The organism is Kibdelosporangium philippinense, from assembly GCF_021390435.2.
Lineage (GTDB): Bacteria > Actinomycetota > Actinomycetes > Mycobacteriales > Pseudonocardiaceae > Kibdelosporangium > Kibdelosporangium philippinense.
In genome coordinates, this window is record NZ_JAJVCN010000003.1 from 1,050,204 (window position 1) to 1,070,698 (window position 20,495).

At 66.6% G+C, this 20,495-nt stretch carries 18 protein-coding genes and 1 other RNA gene; 8 read left to right on the forward strand and 11 right to left on the reverse strand.

All coding sequences use genetic code 11. The annotated features are described in order from the left end of the window. The first annotated feature begins 5 nt into the window (after positions 1-5). Positions 6-391: RNase P RNA component class A (gene rnpB / locus LWC34_RS36825), an RNA gene on the forward strand. Between the two features lie 249 nt (positions 392-640). On the opposite strand, the gene LWC34_RS36830 is transcribed toward rnpB, so the two are convergent. After that, positions 641-1,180 carry a TetR/AcrR family transcriptional regulator gene (locus LWC34_RS36830; protein WP_233729852.1) on the reverse strand — a complete coding sequence of 180 codons (540 nt, stop codon included), beginning with the start codon at positions 1,178-1,180 and terminating at the stop codon, positions 641-643. 88 nt (positions 1,181-1,268) lie between these two features. Here LWC34_RS36830 and LWC34_RS36835 point away from each other — a divergent pair, with 88 nt between their 5' ends. Next, positions 1,269-2,606 (forward strand): FAD-dependent oxidoreductase, encoded by a 1,338-nt coding sequence (locus LWC34_RS36835; RefSeq protein WP_233729853.1) that lies wholly within the window; start codon positions 1,269-1,271, stop codon positions 2,604-2,606. Between the two features lie 13 nt (positions 2,607-2,619). Here LWC34_RS36835 and LWC34_RS36840 read toward each other — a convergent pair whose 3' ends face one another. The 4 genes from LWC34_RS36840 to cobC are packed head-to-tail and all read right to left on the reverse strand — an operon-like array spanning position 2,620 to position 6,267. Further along, positions 2,620-3,693, reverse strand: a complete 1,074-nt coding sequence (locus LWC34_RS36840; protein WP_233729854.1) for a bifunctional RNase H/acid phosphatase — start codon at positions 3,691-3,693, stop codon at positions 2,620-2,622. Beyond that, positions 3,690-4,427: a zinc ribbon domain-containing protein gene (locus tag LWC34_RS36845; RefSeq protein ID WP_233729855.1), complete on the reverse strand. Its 738-nt coding sequence runs from the start codon at positions 4,425-4,427 to the stop codon at positions 3,690-3,692. Before LWC34_RS36845 ends, LWC34_RS36840 begins: the two co-directional genes overlap by 4 nt. After that, positions 4,424-5,251: a Nif3-like dinuclear metal center hexameric protein gene (locus tag LWC34_RS36850; RefSeq protein ID WP_233729856.1), complete on the reverse strand. Its 828-nt coding sequence runs from the start codon at positions 5,249-5,251 to the stop codon at positions 4,424-4,426. The genes LWC34_RS36845 and LWC34_RS36850 overlap by 4 nt, the downstream gene beginning before the upstream one ends. Then, a complete protein-coding gene (cobC, locus tag LWC34_RS36855; RefSeq protein ID WP_233729857.1) occupies positions 5,248-6,267 on the reverse strand; it encodes an Rv2231c family histidinol phosphate aminotransferase CobC in 1,020 nt (339 codons plus the stop codon). The genes LWC34_RS36850 and cobC overlap by 4 nt, the downstream gene beginning before the upstream one ends. Before the next feature lie 37 nt (positions 6,268-6,304). On the opposite strand from cobC, the gene LWC34_RS36860 reads away from it, so the two are divergent. Together LWC34_RS36860 and LWC34_RS36865 are read left to right on the forward strand one after the other, a co-directional pair. Beyond that, the gene (locus LWC34_RS36860; RefSeq protein WP_308200189.1) at positions 6,305-6,763 is read left to right on the forward strand and encodes a low molecular weight protein-tyrosine-phosphatase; all 459 of its coding nucleotides are present in this window, start codon (positions 6,305-6,307) and stop codon (positions 6,761-6,763) included. Further along, entirely contained in the window at positions 6,760-7,581 is an 822-nt protein-coding gene (locus LWC34_RS36865; protein WP_372496698.1) for a fructosamine kinase family protein, read from the forward strand. The genes LWC34_RS36860 and LWC34_RS36865 overlap by 4 nt, the downstream gene beginning before the upstream one ends. On the opposite strand, the gene LWC34_RS36870 is transcribed toward LWC34_RS36865, so the two are convergent. Continuing rightward, positions 7,562-7,960, reverse strand: a complete 399-nt coding sequence (locus LWC34_RS36870; protein ID WP_233729859.1) for a RidA family protein — start codon at positions 7,958-7,960, stop codon at positions 7,562-7,564. The two genes, LWC34_RS36865 and LWC34_RS36870, sit on opposite strands and share 20 nt — an antisense overlap. 68 nt (positions 7,961-8,028) lie before the next feature. Here LWC34_RS36870 and LWC34_RS36875 point away from each other — a divergent pair, with 68 nt between their 5' ends. After that, positions 8,029-8,820, forward strand: coding sequence for an SURF1 family cytochrome oxidase biogenesis protein (locus tag LWC34_RS36875; protein ID WP_233729860.1), 792 nt, complete (start codon positions 8,029-8,031; stop codon positions 8,818-8,820). Here the strand turns inward: LWC34_RS36875 and LWC34_RS36880 are convergent. The 4 genes from LWC34_RS36880 to LWC34_RS36895 form a co-directional block, all read right to left on the reverse strand. Next, positions 8,817-9,725: a TIGR04222 domain-containing membrane protein gene (locus tag LWC34_RS36880; protein ID WP_233729861.1), complete on the reverse strand. Its 909-nt coding sequence runs from the start codon at positions 9,723-9,725 to the stop codon at positions 8,817-8,819. The two genes, LWC34_RS36875 and LWC34_RS36880, sit on opposite strands and share 4 nt — an antisense overlap. A 54-nt stretch (positions 9,726-9,779) precedes the next feature. After that, entirely contained in the window at positions 9,780-10,517 is a 738-nt protein-coding gene (locus LWC34_RS36885) for a TIGR04222 domain-containing membrane protein (protein ID WP_233729862.1), read from the reverse strand. A gap of 41 nt (positions 10,518-10,558) precedes the next feature. Next, the gene (locus LWC34_RS36890) at positions 10,559-11,731 is read right to left on the reverse strand and encodes a glycoside hydrolase family 18 protein (protein ID WP_233729863.1); all 1,173 of its coding nucleotides are present in this window, start codon (positions 11,729-11,731) and stop codon (positions 10,559-10,561) included. A 111-nt stretch (positions 11,732-11,842) separates the two neighbouring features. Continuing rightward, the gene (locus LWC34_RS36895; RefSeq protein WP_233729864.1) at positions 11,843-12,778 is read right to left on the reverse strand and encodes a cobalamin biosynthesis protein; all 936 of its coding nucleotides are present in this window, start codon (positions 12,776-12,778) and stop codon (positions 11,843-11,845) included. 75 nt (positions 12,779-12,853) lie between these two features. Between LWC34_RS36895 and LWC34_RS36900 the strand changes: the two genes are divergently transcribed. The 3 genes from LWC34_RS36900 to LWC34_RS36910 are packed head-to-tail and all read left to right on the forward strand — an operon-like array spanning position 12,854 to position 19,682. Then, entirely contained in the window at positions 12,854-14,407 is a 1,554-nt protein-coding gene (locus tag LWC34_RS36900) for a DUF2397 domain-containing protein (RefSeq protein ID WP_233729865.1), read from the forward strand. Further along, positions 14,404-15,630, forward strand: coding sequence for a TIGR02678 family protein (locus LWC34_RS36905; protein WP_233729866.1), 1,227 nt, complete (start codon positions 14,404-14,406; stop codon positions 15,628-15,630). The genes LWC34_RS36900 and LWC34_RS36905 overlap by 4 nt, the downstream gene beginning before the upstream one ends. Then, positions 15,627-19,682 carry a TIGR02680 family protein gene (locus LWC34_RS36910; protein WP_233729867.1) on the forward strand — a complete coding sequence of 1,352 codons (4,056 nt, stop codon included), beginning with the start codon at positions 15,627-15,629 and terminating at the stop codon, positions 19,680-19,682. The genes LWC34_RS36905 and LWC34_RS36910 overlap by 4 nt, the downstream gene beginning before the upstream one ends. On the opposite strand, the gene LWC34_RS36915 is transcribed toward LWC34_RS36910, so the two are convergent. Beyond that, positions 19,656-20,411 (reverse strand): hypothetical protein, encoded by a 756-nt coding sequence (locus tag LWC34_RS36915; RefSeq protein ID WP_233729868.1) that lies wholly within the window; start codon positions 20,409-20,411, stop codon positions 19,656-19,658. The two genes, LWC34_RS36910 and LWC34_RS36915, sit on opposite strands and share 27 nt — an antisense overlap. Between the last annotated feature and the right edge of the window lie 84 nt (positions 20,412-20,495).

Below are 20,495 nucleotides of genomic sequence, written 5' to 3' on the forward strand. Positions count from 1 at the left end.
GCGGATGAGTTGGCAGGGCGACCGCGGCCCGTCGCGAGACGAGTCGAGGAAAGTCCGGACTCCACAGGGCAGGGTGGTTGCTAGCGGCAACCCGAGGTGACTCGCGGGACAGTGCCACAGAAAGCAGACCGCCTTGGCCACAGGCCGAGGTAAGGGTGAAACGGTGGTGTAAGAGACCACCAGCACCCCGGGTGACCGGGGTGGCTAGGTAAACCCCACCCGGAGCAAGGCCAAGAGGGCGCCTCACGGCGCCTGCGCAGGCGATCGAGGGCGGCCCGCCCGAGCCTGCGGGTAGGCCGCACGAGCCTGCCGGCGACGGCAGGCCAAGATGGATGGCCGCCACCTGGAGTTTCTCCAGGTACAGAATCCGGCTTACACGCCGACTCATCCGCCCGATCCGCGCTGTGCGATTGTCCCAGCGTCGTTCGGGCGGACGCCTGTTTCTTCTGGGGGCCGAGCCCCCCAGACCCCCACGGTGCGTGCTCCTGCTGACCCAGCGCTGGGCACGTTGGGCTTGGACCAGCAAACGTTTCCGGCGATGGGCAGCTTGCACTTAGCGGACTTTGTGCGGCTCTCGGGGCGTTGACCAGCGAACCTTTCTGGCTATGGGCACCTTGCGCTTGGGCTGGCAATGCTGGCGCTATTCCGTTAGGTAGCGCTGGAGGGTTGGGCCTAGCCAGGTCACTACTGCTTCCGTGTCCATTGCCATTACTGGCGGGAATTCCAGGATGTAGCGGCACAGGGCGAAGCCCAGGACCTGGGATGCGACCAGGCCTGCTCGGGTTGGGATGTTGTCGAGGTTGATGGCGGCGAACGCTGTGCCTAGTTGGGTGGCGCAGATGGAGCGCATGCGTTCGGCGGCGGCTGGGTTGGTTACGCCTGCTCTGAGCAGGGCCATCATTGTTTCTTCGTCTTGCCAGCGGGCCAGGACGTGACGGGCGAGGGTCGCGCCGATCTCGGTGCGTGGGATTGCCGTCAGGTCTGGGATGCGTAGGTCGAACTCGGCTGCTGTGGCGAAGAGTTTTTCTTTGTTGCCGTAGTAGCGCATGACCATCGCTGGGTCGATGCCCGCGTCCGCCGCTATCGCGCGGATGGTCGCGCGTTCGTAGCCGTCTGCGGCGAAGCGTTCGCGGGCGGCTTTGAGGATCGCCTCCCTGGTCGCGTCGGATCTCCGGGCCATGTCAACAAGTGTAGGCCAACACTTGTTGACATGCACTCCGCGTCGGGGTTACCGTCGAATTCAACAAGCGTTGACAAAAGGAGGAGAGATGGACGTCATCATCGTTGGTGCAGGTCCAACAGGTTTGATGCTCGCCGGCGACCTCGCGCAGGCAGGCATCGAAGTCACCATTCTGGAGCGGCGGCCCTCGACCGAGGCGAACACGACACGGGCTTTCGGCGTGCACGCGCGGACCATGGAACAGCTCGACATCCGCGGGCTAGCCGACAAGCTGCCTGGCCAGAAGGTGAGCAGCGTGCGGCTGTTCGCCAGGGCGCGGATCGATCTGAGCACGTTGCCGACCAAGTTCAACTATCTGCTGGTCACCCCGCAGTACGAGGTCGAGAAACTCCTGCGGGACCGTGCCGAACGGCTCGGCGTCAAGATCCAGTACGGCGAGGAGGTCGTCGACCTCCTGCAACACCCGGACACGGTGAGCGTCAAGACCACCAGCACGACGTGGGAGGCCAAGTACGTCGTCGGCACCGATGGTGTCCACAGCAAGGTTCGCGACCTCGTCGGCCTGCCATTTCCTGGGAAGTCCGTGCTGAAGTCGATCATGTTGGCGGATGTCCGGCTGGACACGCCGACACCGGAGGCCGTCACCGTCAACGCCGTCGGCGACGGGTTCGCGTTCGTCGCACCCTTTGGCGACGGCTGGTACCGGGTTTTCGCCTGGGACCGGGACAATCAGGTCAATGACAAGGCGCCACTGGACTTCGACGAGATCCGGAACGTCACCAAGCGGGCGCTCGGCACCGACATGGGCATGCACGACCCGCGGTGGATGTCCCGATTCCACAGTGACGAACGGCAAGTGCCCACGTACCGGAAGGGTCGCGTATTCCTCGCTGGCGACGCGGCACACTGCCACTCACCCGCGGGCGGCCAGGGCATGAACACGGGCATTCAGGACGCCGCGAACCTCGGCTGGAAGCTCGCCGCTGTCCTCAATGGTCAGGCGGATGGCGAACTCCTTGACACATATCAGGAAGAGCGCCATCCAGTCGGCAAGGCCGTGCTTCGCAGCAGCGGCACCATCATCCGGCTCGCGATGGTCCGGTCCCGAATCGGTCAGCGGGTCCGCAATCTGATCTGCGGTTTCCTGCTCGGCAAAGCCAAAATCAGCAGGAAGGCCGCTGGCCAGATCTCCGCCATCGACTTCCACTACGGCGCAACGAAACGCGCACCGGACATCGAGCTGGAAACCGGCAGGCTGTTCGAGGCCTTGCGGGGCGGGCATTTCGTGCTCATCTCGAACGAACCCCATGACACCCCGGACTTCGTCACGACGGTCAAACCCGAGACCCCGGTGGCCGAACCGATCCTGGTCCGCCCAGACGGATATGCCCAGGTCAACCCTCGTGAGTGGTTAGCAGCGTTCTAACCCTGCTAACCACTCACGACAAACCTTGGTAATGCGAGATATCGTTGACCAGACGCACGGACGCGTTCCCGTCGGGGTAAAACTCCACAATCGACAGGGATGCCAAGTCAAGGTGCAGCCGGAACAGCAAGGACGGTCCGGCGTCCAAACCCAGACGTAGCAACGATTTGATCGGCGTGACGTGACTGACCACGATCACCGTCTCGCCACCGTGTTGCTCGACCAGTGAGTCGCGGACCTTACGGACCCGGCGATGGACCTCGTCGAAACTCTCGCCGCTAGGTGCCTGGACTGACGAGTCCTGAATCCACCGGCCGTGCAGTTCGGGATCACGCTCGGCCGCTTCGGCGAACGTCAACCCTTCCCATGTCCCGAAATCCGTCTCTGTCAGACCATTGTGGACAGTCACAGTGCCACCGGTCGCGTCGGCGACGGCCTGCGCGGTCTGCTTTGCCCGGCCCAGTGGCGAGGAAATGATCGGCGTCGACGAGTCCACAATGCTCATTGACGCAAGCCTGGTTGCCGCACCAAGCGCTTGCTTCTCCCCCAGTGGCGTCAGCGGAGCCTCACCGCGCCCGGAATACCTGCGCTCAACCGAAAGCGGCGTTTGCCCGTGCCGCAGCAGGAGGATCCGCGTCGGCGTTCCCTGCGCGCCGGTCCACTTGGCCGGTGTGGATGTGTGTGCGGCTTGGGCATCCATCGCCTCGTTGGCGAGCCGGTCGGCTTCTTTGTTGCGCTCACGGGGAATCCACTCGAACGTCACCCGGGAGAATTTGCCGACCAGCTCACGTGCCTGCGCTGCCAACGGTTGCAGCGCCGGGTGCTTGATCTTCCAGCGGCCGGACATCTGCTCGACCACGAGTTTGGAGTCCATCCGGACCTCGACCTCGTCGGCCGCCAGCGACGCGGCCGCTTGCAGACCCGCGATCAGCCCGCCGTACTCGGCGACGTTGTTGGTGGCAACACCGATTCCCTCGGACCGTTCTGCCAACAACTCGCCATTCGAGGCATCACGGACCACCGCGCCATACCCGGCGGGACCGGGGTTGCCCCTGGACCCGCCATCGGCCTCGACAACAACCTTCACAGGCCAGACTCCGCCGTACGGATCAGGATCGCGCCGCACTCCTCACAGCGCACGACCTCGTCCGCTGGCGCGGCCTTGATCTGCGAAATCACCACGCGGTCCAGCTCAAGGCGGCACGCGCCGCAGCGCCGTGACCGCAGCAGCGCCGCACCGGTGCCTTTGTGCTCACGGACCCGGTTGTACAGCGCCAGCAACGGCTCAGGGAACGCGGGCAGCATGGCCTTGCGGGTCGCGTTGGCCTTGGCTTCCTGGCTCTCGATGTCGGCCATCGCCTCGTCTCGACGGGCGCTCGCGTCGCTCACCGCGGCCTCGGCTTTGGCGAGCTCGGCTTCGGCGTGCTGGCCGTCCATCTCCAGCGCCTCGCGCCGCTCCATCAGCTCGAGCAAGTCGTCTTCCAGCGCCGCCTGCCTGCGGTGCAGGGTGTCGATCTCGTGCTCGAGGTCGGTCATCTGCTTGGCCGCGACCGTGCCGGACTGCAGCAGCTTGTCGTCCCGCTCGACCCTGGCGCGGACCTGGTCGATCTCCTTCTCCTGCCGTTTGACCTCCCGGTCGAGGTCATCGAGCTGGGTGGCCACCGCGACCTGCGCGTCCCGCTTGGCCCGTGCGGTCTTCTCGGCCTCGGTGATCTCGGCGATCTCCGGCAGCGTGCGCCTGCGGTGCTCGAGGCGGGCAAGCTCGCCGTCGACCTCGGCGAGGTCCAACAGTCGCCGCTGCACGGCTGGATCGGCTTTCAACGTGCGGTCCTCCCCGTCTTGGCCGCCCGGAGGGTCCAGGGATCGGTGCGGCGGATCGATGTGTGAGTCTCGACGTTACCCCCGAAGGCGGCACGCACGACGCCCGCCGCCTGGTCGCACCACGGCCACTCGCTGGCCCAGTGCGAGACGTCGACGAGCGCCGGTGCGTCCAGCGCCGAGTCGATGTGTTCACCGCTCACATGGTGCCGCAGGTCGGCGGTGACGTACGCGTCCACGCCAGCGGCCGCGGCCTGCGCGAGCAGCGAGTCACCGGACCCGCCACAGACCGCGACAGTCCTAATCGGACGCTTCGGGTCACCTGCCGCGCGTACGCCCCAAGCGGTCTCCGGCAACGCGTCGGCGACGCGCTGGACGAACGTCTCCAGCGGCTCAGGTTCCGGCAGTTCGCCGATGCGGCCGAGGCCGAGCGGCGGCTCCTTCGGGCTCAGCGGCGCGAGCACGGTCAGCCCGATTGCTTCGGCGAGCGCGTCGGAAACACCGGGAGACGCGGAGTCCGCATTGGTGTGGGCGCAGTACAAGGCGATCCCGGCGCGGATCAGCTTGTGCACGAGGCTGCCCTTCGGCGTGTTCGCCGGTACGCCGTGCACACCGCGTAGCAGCAACGGGTGATGCGCCACGATCATCTCGGCGCCGAGCGCCATCGCCTCGTCCACAGTGGACTCGGTTGAGTCGACGCAGAACAGCACGCGCCGGACATCGTCGACCGGATCGCCGCAGACCAGGCCGATCGCATCCCACGATTCAGCCAGTTCAGGCGGGTACGCGGCCTCAAGCGCGGCAACGACTCGGCCAACTGTGGTCACGCACGAACCTCCAAAGGCCAGGCTTGCAGCAACCGCGCCGTCTGTGCGGGCGGACGGACCGCGAGCCTGATGTACTGGGTCGACAGGCCGGGGAACGTCTCACCCCGACGGACAGCAATGTTCTTGTCCCGCAACATTTCTCGCAACTTCAGGCCGTCCGGCACGCGGACGAGCACGAAAGGCGCGGTCGGCTCGGCGACGACCTCGATCCCGGCTTCCCGCAGCGCGCCAACGAACTCCGCCCGGTACTCGATCACCGCGCGTGCCGTCTCTTCAGCCTCGGCGACGGAGCCTGGCGTACAACATGCCGCGACAGCTTCGAATACGAGCGTTCCCACCGGCCACTGTGGACGGTCAACGGCCAGCCTCGCCAGCGTTTCCGGTTTGCCGAGAACGTAACCCGCACGCAGCCCGGCCAATGCCCAGGTCTTGGTGAGGCTGCGGAACACCAGCACATCCGGGTCGCCGGCGAGGGACTCCGGCTCGCCGGGGATGGCGTCCATGAAGGCCTCGTCGACCACGATCAACCGCCCCGGCCTGGCCAGTTGCCGGATCAACTCGGCCGGATGCGTGACCGATGTCGGGTTCGTCGGGTTGCCGATCACGACCATGTCGGCCTCGTCCGGCACGAGCTCGGGCCGCAGGACGTAGTCGCCGTCGAGCAGCACCCGGTGGATCGGGATCCCGCCGTCCCGCAAGGCGGCTTCGGGTTCAGTGAACGACGGATGCACGACCGCGGCCAGCGCCGGCCGCAGGTTCGGCAACAGCGCGAACCCCTCGGCTGACCCGTTGAGCACCATGACTTCGTCGGGCGTACGGCCGTGCCGCTCAGCGACCGCGGTTCGGGCAGCAAGATCATCAGCGTCTGACGGATAGGCCGCCAACCGGTCGAGCGCCGCGGCCAGCCGATCACGCAACCAGCGCGGCGGAGCCGGCAGCCACACGTTGACCGCGAAGTCCAACATGCCAGGCGCCGTGTCCTTGTCGCCGTGATGGCGGAGATCTTCGCTGGTCATCGCCGCAATATTAATGACCCCGATAGGGTTGCTCGTCGTGCACCTGAGTTTCATCTGCACCGGCAACATCTGCCGGTCCCCGATGGCCGCGATCGTCGTGCGTGAGCACCTGCGGCGCGAAGGCCTCGAAGACAATGTCACGGTCACCAGCGCGGGCACCGGCAGCTGGCACGTCGGTGACGCGGCGGACAGCAGGGCGCAGAAAATCCTGCTCGACCACGGCTACCCCACCTCGCACGTCGCGGCACAGGTCGGCACCGAGCACCTGAGCGCCGACCTGCTGCTGGCGATGGACGCCGGGCACGCCCGCGAACTGCGCAGGCTCGTCGACGATCCGGACAAGATCCGGCTGTTCCGGTCCTTCGACCCGGCGGCAACCGGTGATCTGGACGTTCCCGACCCGTACTACGGCGGAAACGACGGGTTCCAGATCGTGCTGGCGATGATCGAAGCGGCAACGCCAGGGCTGATCGAGTGGGTCAAGGAGAACCTTTGACCGAGGCGGCGTTGACCGCGGTCACCGAGCTCACCGGGGTCGAGGCGGTGTCAGCGCACCGGCTGAGCGGCTCGGTGTACGAGGTCGACCTTGCCGATGGAGACCTGGTCGTGGCCAAACGGCACAGCCAAATCTCGGCCGTGCTCGCCGAGGCCAAGTCCCTTGACTGGATCGCCGAACCCGGCGTGGTGCCGGTGCCCGCGGTGCGTGGGCACAACGACCACTGGCTGGTGATCGAGCAGATCGAGCCTGGGCAGCCTGCGGATGCCGAGGCTTTCGGGCGCGGCTTGGCTTCGTTGCATCTCGCGGGCGCCCCGGCCTTCGGCTCGCCGCCACCCGACGGACCAGCGGACGCGTGGATCGGGCTTGCGCCGATGTACAACAAGCCGGTGACTTCGTGGGCCGAGTTCTTCGCGACCCAACGTATCGAGCCTTATCTGCGGCGCAGCAACCTGCCTTGGGCCCCGTTCGAGGCGGTGTATGCCCGGCTGCACGATGTCCCAGACGAACCGCCCGCTCGGCTGCATGGCGATTTGTGGTCGGGCAACGTGCATTGGGCGACGGACGGTCGCGCCTGGCTGATCGACCCCGCCGCGCACGGCGGGCACCGCGAGACCGATCTCGCGATGCTGCAACTGTTCGGCTGCCCGATGCTGGACCGGGTGCTTGGTGCGTATCAGGAGGTGTACCCGCTGGCCGACGGCTGGCAGGCTCGTGTCCCGTTGCACCAGCTGTTTCCGCTGCTTGTGCACGTCGTGCTGTTCGGCGGTGGTTACGCCAGCCAGGCGCTGTCGGCAGCTAGGGCAGCGCTGCGGTGAGGTCCAGCTCGATCAGCTGGCCAGGGAAGCCGAGTTGGGCCACGCCGAGCAGGGTGCTCGCTGTGGTGAAGGCCTCAGCGATGCCGGACTCGTTCAGCCGGTTCCAGGCTTTGGTGAGCACCTCCTGGTCGTCGCTGACCACGTAGATGACCGAGCGGACGATATCGCTGGGCTTGGCGTCGACTGCTGACAACGCTGTCAGAACGTTGGCTGCGACGGCGTCGATCTGGGCGTCGAGGCCGCCTTGCACGACCTCGCCTTCGGCATTGAGCGGGCACTGACCTGCGAGATATGCGGTTCGGCCGGTTTCGGCGACGGTGATGTGGTGGTAGCCGGGCGTCTGATGCAACTCTGGCGGATTGATCCGATTGATCCCCATTCGCCCATCATGGCCGCGATCAAGGGTCAGGTGCGAGGACTTTGGTCCCGGGTCGTTACGGTGGGGTGGTGCGACTGCGGAATCTGCTGCAACCGGGGTGGCTCGGGCTGACGGCGCTGGTGATCATTTTCGCCGCGGCGTGCTTCACCCTGCTCGCGCCGTGGCAGTTCCACCGGCACGAGGCACGCAAGGTCCAGAACGACGAGATCACGGCGTCCCGCAAGGCCGAGCCGCAGCCCTGGCAGCCGGGCGTGACAGAGTGGCGCCTGGTCACGGCGACCGGCGAATTCCTCCAGCAGCACGAGATCATCGCGCGGCTGCGGACCGTTCAAGGTGAGCCCGCGTTCGAGGTGATGGTCCCGTTCCGGCTCACCGACGGCCGGACTGTCCTGGTCGACCGGGGTTTCCTGCGGCCGGTGCAGTCGAAGATCCCGCCTTATGCGGACCCGCCAACCGGGCAGGTCCAGATCTTGGCACGGCAGCGCGGCGATGAGCGTGACCCGGACAACCGGGACGCGTTCGTGGACGAATCCGGCAAACGCCAAGCTTGGGCTGTCAGTTCGCAGACGGTCGCGCGGTCCACAGGCCTGCGGATCGAGCCCGGGTACCTGCAGCTGGAGATCAAGTCGCCGGGCGTGCTCGGCCCGCTCCCCCTGCCTGAGCTCGACGCCGGGCCGTATTTCTCGTACGCCCTGCAGTGGATCGCGTTCGGCGCGATGGCGATCCTCGGCTGGCTGTACTTCACGTGGCGTGAGCTGCTTCCGGGCGGGACGTTGAGCACGGAACGTCCGAAGAAGAGGTCGGTGGCGGAAATGGTCGCCGAAGAAGAAGCGGCCGAACGCGAGAAGGCCACGACTTAGCCGCCGCAGCTGCTCCCGCCACCACAGCTACTGCCCCCAGAACAACTGCTGCCGCTGGAACAACTGCTGCCGCTGGACGAACACGACGAAGACGAGGACGAGGACGACGAGTCGCTCGACCCTGAATAGGAACCTCCGCCACTCCATCGCATCGGGTCGGTCGAAGCGAGCGCCATCGAGACCGTCGCATCGGGGAACGCTGCCAGCCCGCCAAGTGCGACGATTCCCGCGACACCCGTCAACGCGACGACTGGCATCCGGATGTGCGCATCCGGCCCGTGGCTGCGCAGTGCCCGGCGGAACTCACGGCCTTGCGTGGTCTCCTTGGACTTCCCGGCCTTGAACAAGCGGCCGATCAGCAAGGCGAAGGTCAGGATCAGGGCCGCCCAGAGCAGGTCCACCGGACGTGACAAGCGGATCCCGTTCACCAGACGGGCGATCCCGACCCCGAAGACCAGCAGGATCGGCAGGTTCATCACGAGGATCTGGCCGAACGTGTCCGACCGGATCAATCCACGGTTCACCAGCGACCGGCGGATCGCAACGATCGAGGAATGCCTGCGCAGCAACAATTTCACCAGGCTGGCTTTGCCTCGGCCGCGCCGCAGCGAATGCAAAACGGCTTGTTCCAGCGAAGTCCGGGGCGGCCTGCCCGTCGCGTGCAAGGTCCCGGATCGCTCCACGCGCAACGCGCCGGTTTGCAGGAGCTGCGCGATGGCGACGTCGACAACGCGGAACGGACCACCGCGCAGGAAGGCAACTTCCTCCACTGTGACCGGTCCGGTTGGACGTTCACGCGGCCACATCACCTTGCGCAGCAGAAGGCCCATGACGAAGGCGGCGAGAACGCCACCGGCATAAAGCCAGAGGAAGAGCGGACCGGAAATACCCCAAGGATCAGTCACTGCCGCCAACTTCCCACGCAGCCGAAGGACTCCGGGCCGGAAGATCCCCGCATCTCAGTCACCGCCACCACACCCTCCACCACAACCGCTGTCCCCGCCACAGCCGTTGGTGCTGCCCCCGTCATTCGGCTTCGCCGACGGTCCAAGCGCAGCCGCGACAACGGGATCAGGAAAAGCCTCCAGCCCGCCGAGCGCGACCAAACCACCGGCACCGGCGAGCGTAACTGTCCTGAGCAGACTTTTCGCGGCTTTGCTGAGGGAGTACCGATCCGGCATCGATAGCCTCATCAGCCCTGTGTAACCAGTAGCGACGAGCAACGCCCACCCGATAGGCCCAGCTTCGGCAAGCACCGGGCTTTCGATTCCGATCACCAGCAGCACCACAAACGGCAGCACTATCACCAGTTTCTGGCCGATGTTCTCGCTGCGCAGCATTCCTTGTTTCCGAAGGACGTCCGGCACGTCCGTATCGGCACGACGTAATTCTTGCCGCAGGAAATCAATCGATACCGGCCGAGGCCCCGCGTGCTCGAGGATTCGCTCTTCCAGAGCAGTCCAGCCAGGCTTGCCCGTGGCTCGAAGCGATCCACTGTGCTGGACGCGCAGGGCACCACGCTCGATCAGGTCCGCAACCGCGGACTCGATCATCCGGTTCGTTCGACCAGCAAGGAAGGCGATCTCGGCGAGCCCAAGCGGGAGACCAGAGCGCGTTGGCGCCGTCGCCCAGAACCAGTGGCGCACCGCCATGCTGACGGCGAGCGCGATCAGAAAAGCGATTCCATAAACCAGCAAAGAGGTTCCTCCCCAGCCAGCGGCTGGGGAGGAAGTACCACTTACTTCTTGAAGGGGGAAGACATCGCGGTCAGCAGCGAATGCGACGAGTCGTCATCGGACAGTTCCCACATGAACGTGCCGACCAGCCCCGCTTTCTTCGCGAATTCTGCCTTGATCGCGATCGACCTGGGGTTTTCGTAGCTCAGGAATTTCCGCTCGGCCGCGTTGTAGAGCCACGGCGCCTGCGCGGTCGGGTGCCAGAACTCTTTCCATGCCTCATTGGGCAGCAGATCCCGCTTGATCGTGCCCCATCCGCCTGGCCAGAAGGCCGACCCATAGCGCTGGTACAAACCGTTCTGCGAACCCGGCTGGTCGACGATGAAACCCCTGCCGTAGAAGGGAACACCGAGCACCATCTTCGTGCCGGGCACGCCGTGGCGCTTGTAGTACTCGACCGCCGAGGTCACGTTGTTCCAGCGCCGCATCGGCTGGGCGAGCGGGTCGTCAGAAACTTCACGCATCGGCGCGTTGAAGGTCGACACGGACGAGAAACCGGTGCCCATGTCGTAGGTCATCACGTTGATGAAGTCCATGACCTTGGCCAGCTCACTGAGTTCGAAGCTCGCCGCCGGGTCGTATGGGCCGTCGGTCTGCAGCCTGCCGGTCGGCAGGGCGCCGGTCACGAGCTTGCCTGGACCGAGCTGCCGGCGGAATTCCTTGGTCAGCAGGGTCATGTTCCGCTTGTCTTCCGGGCGGTCGGTGATCTCGGTCGGACCGCCGTAGACCGGGAACTCCCAGTCGATGTCCACGCCGTCGAAGCTGCCGCGGTACTGCCCGAAGAACATGTCCACGCACGACTTCACGAACGCCGCCCGCGAGGCCGGGGTCAGCGTCGCGTCGGAGAATCCGCCAGCGCCCCAGCCGCCGATGGAGATCATCGACTTCAGGTGCGGGTGCTTCTTCTTCAGCTCGGCCAGCGCGGCGAAGTCGGCCGGGGCGCCCGAGCCGACGACGCACTTGCCGTTCTCGATCGTGGAGAACGCGTAGAACAGGTGCGTGATGCGGTCGACGGGGATCTGGGAGACCGGATAGCTCTGGCTGTTCCAGCCCGCGTAGTAGGCACCAATGATCGGCTTTGGCGCGGCCGAGGCCGTGCTCACCCCGGTCAGCACGCCTACGACCGTCAGAACTGCGAGCGCTAACGCACGCAAAGGGGACACAAGGGAAGTCACTACCCGATCTTCCCGGCTGTAGCCGCCCGTGCACAGTGGGTAGGCGAGATTTTGCCGTGAGGGGCTAGTTACGCGCGTTAGACGCCGTGAAGGTGACCTTCACGGCAAAAATCAGCGCCTGCTGAACAGGGCCAGGAACGCGGACGCCGCGCCTGCCAAACCGCCGACCACTCGGGAAAGTTCAACCGCACGTGTGACATGCCCCGCGTCAGGACTACGCCCCGTTCCGAGAACCGGCCGTTCCTCCACACCGTGCCGGTAAACGGTTCGCCCACCCAGGCGAATTTCCAGCGCGCCCGCGAAAGCCGCCTCGACCCGGCCCGCGTTCGGGCTCGGGTGCGCCTTCGCGTCACGCTGCCAAGCCCGCCAAGCACCCTGCGCCGAGCCGCCGACCACCGGCGCGCCAGCCACGGTCAAAGCCGCGGCGGCACGTGCAGGCACGAAGTTCACGACATCGTCCAGCCGAGCTGACGCCCAGCCGAAATTGCGGTACCTCGGCGAACGATGGCCGACCATGGCGTCCATCGTGTTCACGGCCCGGTACCCAAGCAGCCCAGGAACACCGAAGACAGCACCCCAGAACAGGGGCGCGACGACAGCGTCCGATGTGTTCTCCGCCACGGATTCGACGGTCGCGCGAGCCAAAGCGATCGCGTCCAATGCCTGCGGGTCACGGCCGCACAGGTTGGGCAAACGCTTGCGCGCAGCATCGACATCACCGGCGTCCAGCTCACGGCCCATCGACGTGCCCTCGTGGGCCAGCGACTTCCCGCCAAGCGCGATCCAGGTCGCGGTCGCGGTGGTCAACACACGCAACAACGGGTGACGCCGCCCGATGCGTTCCGCCGCAACGCCGACAGCCACAGCCGAGCCGGCCAGCACGCCCGTGTACACCGCGCCAGGCACCTTGTTGTCCCGGTAAACCAGCTGCTCAAGACGCTGCGCCACGGCACCGAACCCGGCAACCGGATGACGCCTGCGTGGATCACCGAAAACACCGTCCGCGACAACACCCAGCAGCAGCCCGACTGCCCTACCCGCGGTCACCAATCCTCCCAGCCTCACCCCTCTACAGAACCGTAGCGCCGCCAAGATCAGCGCTAGAAGCTAGGGTGCTGAGCCGTGAACCCCGAGCAGCAGGACCGAGCGGCCGAAGCCGCAGCGCGCTCGAACACCGACCGGCTCGGGCTGTACGCGTATCTGCAGGCCAGGGAGCACAAGGCGACGTACCTGGCGATCATGCGGCTGTTCACCGCGACCTTGCTCGCCGACCTTTCCGCAGGTGACGTGGCCGCGGCGCTGGCTCCGGCGGAGCGCGACGGCACGGTCGAACGCGGCGAGTCGCGCATCGAGAACGTGATCACGCGCCTGAAGCAGCTGGTCGAATGGGGCAACCTGGTACAGGGCCGCCGCGAGGTGGTTGCCGCGAGCATCGCCGAGTTCCAGCACGGCAGCGTCCGCTACCAGGTCAGCAAGCTGGCCGTGCGCGTCCAGCGTGACGTGGACGAGCTGCTGCGGGTCCCGGAAGGCGCTCGTGAGGTGTCCCGCGAGCTGCTGCCCGCGATCGAGCGTGGCCTGAGCCAGCTCGGCAAGTCGCTGTCGGCAGCGGTCAGCCAGGAACAGCGCGACGCCGAGTCCGCCGCCGCCCAGCGCGCCCGTGAGCTGCTGTCCGAGCAGGTCACCACGCTGTTCCTGCAGCACGCCGAGCTCGCCGCGACGGTCCGTGACTTCTACGCCTACCTCGGCCAGGTCGTGACCCGTCATCACCTGGCGGCCGACGAGATCTCCGGGTTCCGCAACCTGCTGGTCGAGTACATCCAGAAGGTGGTCGAGGACGTCCTGCGGCAGACCCCGGCCATCGCCGAGCACCTGACCGGACGCTTCGCCGCTGCCCGTCCTGAGCTGCTCAGGCTCCTTGGCCCGACTGAAGGCCTTGGTCCCGCTGTCGAGCGCGCCAGGGGCCGTAGCGCGGCGGACTGGCAGGAACTGACGGACTGGTTCGTCGACCGCCCGGGGCGCCCCTCGCAGGTCACAGTGCTGCGCGAGGCAACGGCACGCGCGATCGGTTCATTGCTCGCGAGCGTCAAGCGTGCGACGGCCGGTGGCGGGTTGTTGCCCGGGCGCCGCGCGGAGTTGCTCAAGCTCGCCAAGTGGTTCGACGACAGCAAGCCCGCTGAGGCCGCGCAGATGTACGCGGCCGCGTTCGGTATGTACTCGTCACGGCACATCCTGCCCGCGCCTGAGCACGACTCGGACGACGAGCGCACGCCGTGGAGCGAAGGCCCGGTCTGTGACGTGACGGTCAGCGTGCGAAGCCGTAGCGACCGCGGCGCGCGCGGCCGTACCTCGCGGATCATGGACGACCCGATCACCGAGCAGTCGCTGTTGGCCGACGCCCGGCGCGCGGACGAGCTCAGGGCCGCTGACGTGGCCGAACTTGCCGCAGCGGCGCCGAAACTGCACGAAACGACCTTGTCGCCCGGCGCGCTCGGCGTGCTGTGCGAACTGCTGACCATGGCGATGGCGCAACGGGAGAGTTCACAGGACGCCGGTTCGGCCGAGGACCAGGTCCGCGGCCTGACCGTGCGGATCGAGTACGCCGAAGGCGAGACCGCGACCGTCCGGTCGACCGGTGGAACGTTGACATTGCGCGATTCCCGGCTGGTGGTGGGATGAGACTCAGTGCGGCTGACCCGCTCGACGGGCTGGCGGATATCGACGCGGCGAACGTGGTCCGCTGCGCCCGGACGCTGCTGCGCAGGCCGTTGCTGCGGCTCGGCGGGCCGGACGGCGAACTGCTTCCGTTGGTGTACCGGCATCGTGTGGTGCTCGGCGAGATGTTCACCGCGATGCTCGGCTACCGGCTGGTCGTGGAACGCAAGTTCGCGCGGCTCTACAAAGCCGGTCCCGGCGAGGATTCCACCCGAGGGGTCCAGGAACTCTCGCCGCGCGGCTACGCGTACGTGGCGTTGACCATGGCGGCGCTGACCGGCACGGGACGTCAGGTTCTGTTGTCCCGTCTGGTATCGGACGTCCGTGCGGCCGCGATCGAAGCCGGGATGCAGGTCGTGGACACGATCGCCGACCGGCGCGCTTTGACTGCGGCGCTACGGCATCTGGTGTCGTTGGGCGTGCTCACCGAGACCGAGGGCACGGTCGGTTCGGCGACCAGTTCCGAGGCGCCTGCCGAGGCGTTGATCACAATCGAGACCGACCTGCTCGGCCAGCTGCTCGCCGGGCCGGTCAGTGACGCGCAGGACGCCGGGCATCTGGTGACGCTGGCGGCCAGGACCGCGCCGCGCCGCGTGGACTTCCAGGTGCGTAGGAAAATCGTCGAAACACCGGTCGTGCTGTACGCCGATCTCGCCGAGGACGAGCGGGAATGGCTGCTGCGCAACCAGAGGCGCGAGTCGTACCTGCTTGAGCGGTGTTTCGGGCTGTACACCGAGACCCGGCTGGAAGGCATCCTCGCGGCTGATCCTGAGGAGTACCTCTCGGATGTGATGTTCCCGGGTACCAGTACAGTCGCACGAATCGGGTTGCTCGCACTGCCCGATTTGCTCAGCAAAGACTCGGAAGAGTCTGAAGTGGACAGTGCTGGGCGTAGCCCGGTCACCGCCGACCGGGTTCGCGAGGTGTGCGAACGACTTGTGACCGACTACCCGGCCGCCTGGTCCCGCCAGGCAGCCGAGGATCTCGACGGGATTGTCACGGAGGTGCTGGCGCTGTTCGTCCATATGGGACTTGCAGTCGCCGACGGCGAGCGATGGTGGCTGTCGCCCGCGGCGGCTCGATGGTGGCCGGAACCGGACGGCGATCCGGAGCGTGACATACCCGAGCCTGCGCCAGAACCCGAAGTTCCGGGATGGTCATTGTTCGACGAGGAGGGCGGGGCATGACGGATCGCTGGCGGTTGCACCGGGGCGGGATCGTCAACGTCTGGCAGTACGCCGAACAGACCTTCGACTTCTCCGGCGGGCGCGCGATCTTCCAGGGCACCAACGGGTCCGGCAAGTCGCGAACGCTCGAACTGCTGCTACCCCTGTGCCTCGACGGTGACCTGCGGCAACTCGGGTCGAAGGGCTTCGACACGGTCAGCATCCGCAGGCTGATGCTCGACGACTACGACGGCGGCCCGAACCGAATCGGCTACGCCTGGGTCGAGCTCAAGCGCGAGGGACACACGCTGACCTGCGGTCTTGGCGTGAAGGCGTCCAAGACATCACAGCAGATCTCCGACTCGTGGCGGTTCATCACGCCACAGCGTGTCGGCATCGACTTCCAGCTCGCCGGACCTGACCGGGTGCCGCTGGGTTCCGCGCAGCTGCGTGAAGTCCTTGGCGCCGACTGTGTTCTGGAAGAGGCCGCGTTCCGGGCCAAGATCGCCGAGACGGTCTACGGCGTTCCCGCGGTCCGCTACGGCGACCTGCTGCACCTGCAGCGGACCCTGCGTAACCCGGACGTCGGCCTGAAGGTCCTCGAAGGCCAGCTCGAACAGATCCTGTCGGACGCGCTGCCGCCGTTGGACGCGGCCATGATCGAACAGCTGGCCACGTCGTTCGATGACCTTGAGTCAATCCGCGAGAACATCACCCGCCTTGGCACGGCCGACAAGGCGCTGCGGACGTTCCTCAAGACCTACTCCGACTACGCGCTGGCCGGGCTGCGGACGTCGGCTGACAAGTTGAAGGCCAGCGAGGACAACGTCCGCAAGCTGGGCTCGCAGTCCAAGAAGCTGACCGTCGAGCTGGAGAAGGCACGCGCCGAGCGTGCCGAGGCCGAACGGGCCGAGCAGGAGCTGGAAGGCGGTGAGCAGCAGGCCGAGGAGACCATCGGCGCGTTGAAGGAGCTGCCCGCTTTCCGTGACCTGCAAGACTTGCAGAGCCGCGAGAAGCTCGTGGCCGCCTCGCGTTCGGCCGCTTCGGCTGCGTTGGACGTGGCCAACAAGCAGCGCCTGGCCGAGGACGCGGCCGTCGACGGCGTAGTACGGCTGTTGCGCCGATTGGCCCAAGACCTTGACTCCGCCGGGGAATTCGGCGAGTCGCTGCGGACCGCGTTGCAGTCAGCCGGTTTGGACACCACGCTGGCGCCGACATTGCCGCGCTTCGCCGAAAGTGAAAGCGAGACGATCACCGAGCGGGTTCGTGCGAAACCGGATCCCGAGGCCGAACCGCTGCCCATCGAGCGCAAGGTCCCGCCGCCCGTCACGGGCGACGAGCTGCTGACCTCGCTCACCGAGGCCGCCGAGCGCGCCGGTCGCGCGGCGAAGGAAGCAAGGCAGCGCAGCGCTTTGACGCTCGCGTTGCACCAACAGGCGTTGGAGCAGGAGAAGCAGGAGCAGCACGTCGAGACACTGCGGTCGTCGGCTCGTGCCGCCCAGTTGGAGGCGACCGAGGCGGCTGGTCGGCGTAACCAGGCCAACCAGGAGCTCGTGACCGAGTCCGACGTGTGGCTTGAGCAGGTACGTTCCTGGTCCACCGCTGGGCCGTTGACGTCCGCGAAGCCCGAACGGCAGTTGCAGCTGCCGTCCGTTGAGGACTTGCCGGCCAACCCCGCGCAGGCTCGTGAACTGACCACGGCCGCGCGCCAGTGGACCGCGCCTTTGGTTCAGACCGCGCGCGACGTCGCCCACACCGCGTCCCAGCGCCGCACCGAAACCCGTGACGCCATCGACGAACGGGACACCGAGCTCGCTGCTTTGCGCGCCGGTAAAGAACGTTCGCCCGCCACCACGGTGTCGCGCGATTCCGCCACCGGGGCCGCTTTCTACCAGCTGGTGGACTTCAAGGCGGACCTGTCCGAGGCCGACCGGGCCGGGCTTGAGTCCGCAATGGAGGCAAGCCGCCTGCTCAACGCGTGGGTGACGGTCGAGGGCTCGGTACCGGACCTTGAGGACGTGCTCGCTTCGCCTGGGGACGGTGTTCCCGGCGCGTCGCTGGCTGATGTGCTTGTCGCCGTTGATGTTCCGGACAGTTCCGTGCCAGCTTCCCGGGTGACGGCCCTGCTCAACGGCATTGGCCTCGGTGAGTCTTCGGCGTCGATGTCGCTGTCGGTCGACGGGCACTGGCGTGCGGGCACATTGCACGGCCGCGGCTCGAAACCGGCCGCCGAGTTCGTCGGCGCCGGGGCTCGTGCGGCTGGACGTCAGCGCCGGATTTCCGAGCTCGAAGAGGAACTCGCGTCGCTGCGGACCGAGTTGCAGGCCGCTGAAGAGCAGCAGCGCTCGGCGAATGACGTTGTCGCGGAATGGGAACGGCACCTGGAGAAGTTCCCCGGCGACGAGGAACTGATCGCCAAGCACACCCGGATGCGCACGGAACAGGAAGCGACCGAGCGCGCCAACAAGCACGCACAGCAGCTGCGTGAAGAGCACGACCAGATGCAGAACCGTTGGCAGGCAACAACTGCCGACCTTCTGCGGCAAGCAGGCGACGCGGGCCTTTCCCCGCGCTCCGAGGATCTGCGCCAGGCCCAGCAGGCCGCGGCCGAAGCTTTGGGCGCCGCCGAGCGTCTCGCCGAGGCATTGCGCCAGCGCTGCCGTGGCACGGTCGAAGACCTGGTCGACGCCACGCACCGGTACCACACGGCCGTGGCCGACCGGACCACCGCGGAGTCCGACGCGGACCAGCGCTGCGCCGAATACGCGGCCCAGGCAGGCACGTTGTCCGAGCTCACGGGTTCGGTGGGCGGCGAGGCCAAGGAGATCGCGGCCCGGTTGGCTGAGCTTGAGTCGTCGCGTAAGCAGATGCGGGTCTCGTTGAAGGACATCCGCGAGAAGATCACGGCTTTGCGTGAGCAGGCGGCGAAGCTGGACGCGCAGTTGGAAAGCGCGACTGAGCAACTGGCGTCGTCCGAGGAAATCCAGGCCAACGCCTACCGCCAGTTCTCGGCTGTCGTCGAGGCTCCTGGTGTCCTGTCGGCTGCCTTGCCGGAGCTGGAAGACACCGACCTGGCCGCGGTGCGCGCGGCGGTTGTCGAGGCTGCGGACCGTAAGGCCGCTGGTGAAACGGCTGTGATCACCAAGCTTCAGGACCTGCAGACCGCGCTGGCCGGTGGTTACGACATCGCCGCCGAGGAGCACGCGGGCCTGTTGACTGTCTCGGTCGCGGGTGAGGAAGGCGGCCGCCCGGTCGCTCAGGCCGCCAAGCAGGTCTCCACGAAACTCGGGGAGCAGCGCGGATTCCTGGACGAGCAGTACCAGCGGATCTTCGCCGACTACCTGATCAGGGACTTGGCTGAGTGGCTGCGCGGCCAGATCACCGTGGCCGAGGACTTGGCCCGGCGGATGAACGAGGTCCTCGGGCAGGCGAAGTCGTCGCAGGGTGTGCACGTTCAGCTGGAGTGGAAACCCTCTGCGGCACTGGACGACGAGACTCGCCAGGCCTTGTCGTTGGTCCGGATGCCTTATGGCGAACGGACTTCCGCGCAGGACGCAACTCTTCGCCGCGTGTTCACCGAACGGATCGAAGCCGAGCGTGACACGCATTCCAGTGGTTACGCGGAAATCCTGTCCCGTGCCCTGGACTACCGCTCGTGGCACGCGTTCACGGTTCGCGTCGCCGACACCGGACCTGATGGCGGGCAACGGGTTCGTCGCTTGCGCCAGTTGTCCTCAGGTGAGACGCGACTCGTGTCGTACGTGACGCTTTTCGCTGCCGCTGCCGCGTTCTACGACGCGGTCAGCAGCAATTCCGAGGACTTCAACCCGTTGCGCCTCGTCCTGCTGGACGAGGCGTTCGAGCGGCTGGACGACCCGACCATCGCGCGCATGCTCGGCCTGTTGGTGGACCTGGACATGGACTGGGTCATCACGTGGCCGAGCGGTTGGGGCGTGTCCGACAAGATCCCTCGGATGCACATCTACGACGTCCTACGGCCCCGCAACGGCCGTGGTGTCGCGTGCACACAGACCACTTGGGACGGCTCAGCCATGGACCGTGTCGACCCATAGGTCTCCCGGATTGGCCACCAGCGAGGACAACGTGGCCAGGATGCCGCCGAGCAGCACGTCCTCGCCGCTGGACAACTTGTGCCCGCGCAACACAAGCGCGCCGTGCAGGAGGGTGTTGAATATCAACGCAACGTCCGTCCACGTCCGGCCGGGCGCGAGCTCGAGCCGGTATGCCGTGGCGACCCGTTCGTAGATGCCTGCCCATCTCGGGAGCAGCAGTTCCTGTTGGGCAGCGGCGAATTCCCGTACCCGCGGATGGCTGGGCAGGGCGACCTCGAAGATCATCCTCAGCGGGGACAGCTCGTCGGTCTTGGCTTGGTCCAGCGCGGCCGCGGACAGGGTTCTGACCAGTTCACCGAAGCTGACGCTGGTCATCAGCTGGTCGGCGGCGGCGTCCATCGCGTCAAGCCGCTCGTGCTGCGGGCCAAGCCGGAACAGGTAGGCGATGAGATCCTCGGTGTAGTGGTTCTTCAGGTTCCACCGGCGCCGGAACATGTTGGCGGACAAGGATTCGTCCCTCGCCAGGATGCGTTCCCTTGACACCGCGTCGAACAGCCGTGACTTGTCACCGCCGTCGATCACCGGCCCGGTGTGCCGCAACAGGTCCTCGCGCAGCAGACCAAGCCCCAACTCGAGGAACCGCCGAGTCTCCGGACTGTTGGCGATCCGGACACGGGTCTCCGCCCACGCGGCGAGTGCGATGTGGTGCAGCACATCGGACAGATCCATGTTCACCCCATTGGTGCTCCCCAGCTGATCACAGCGTACGGGGGGCCAGACCTGGTGGGCCTGGACAGGCCCCGGCACATCGGG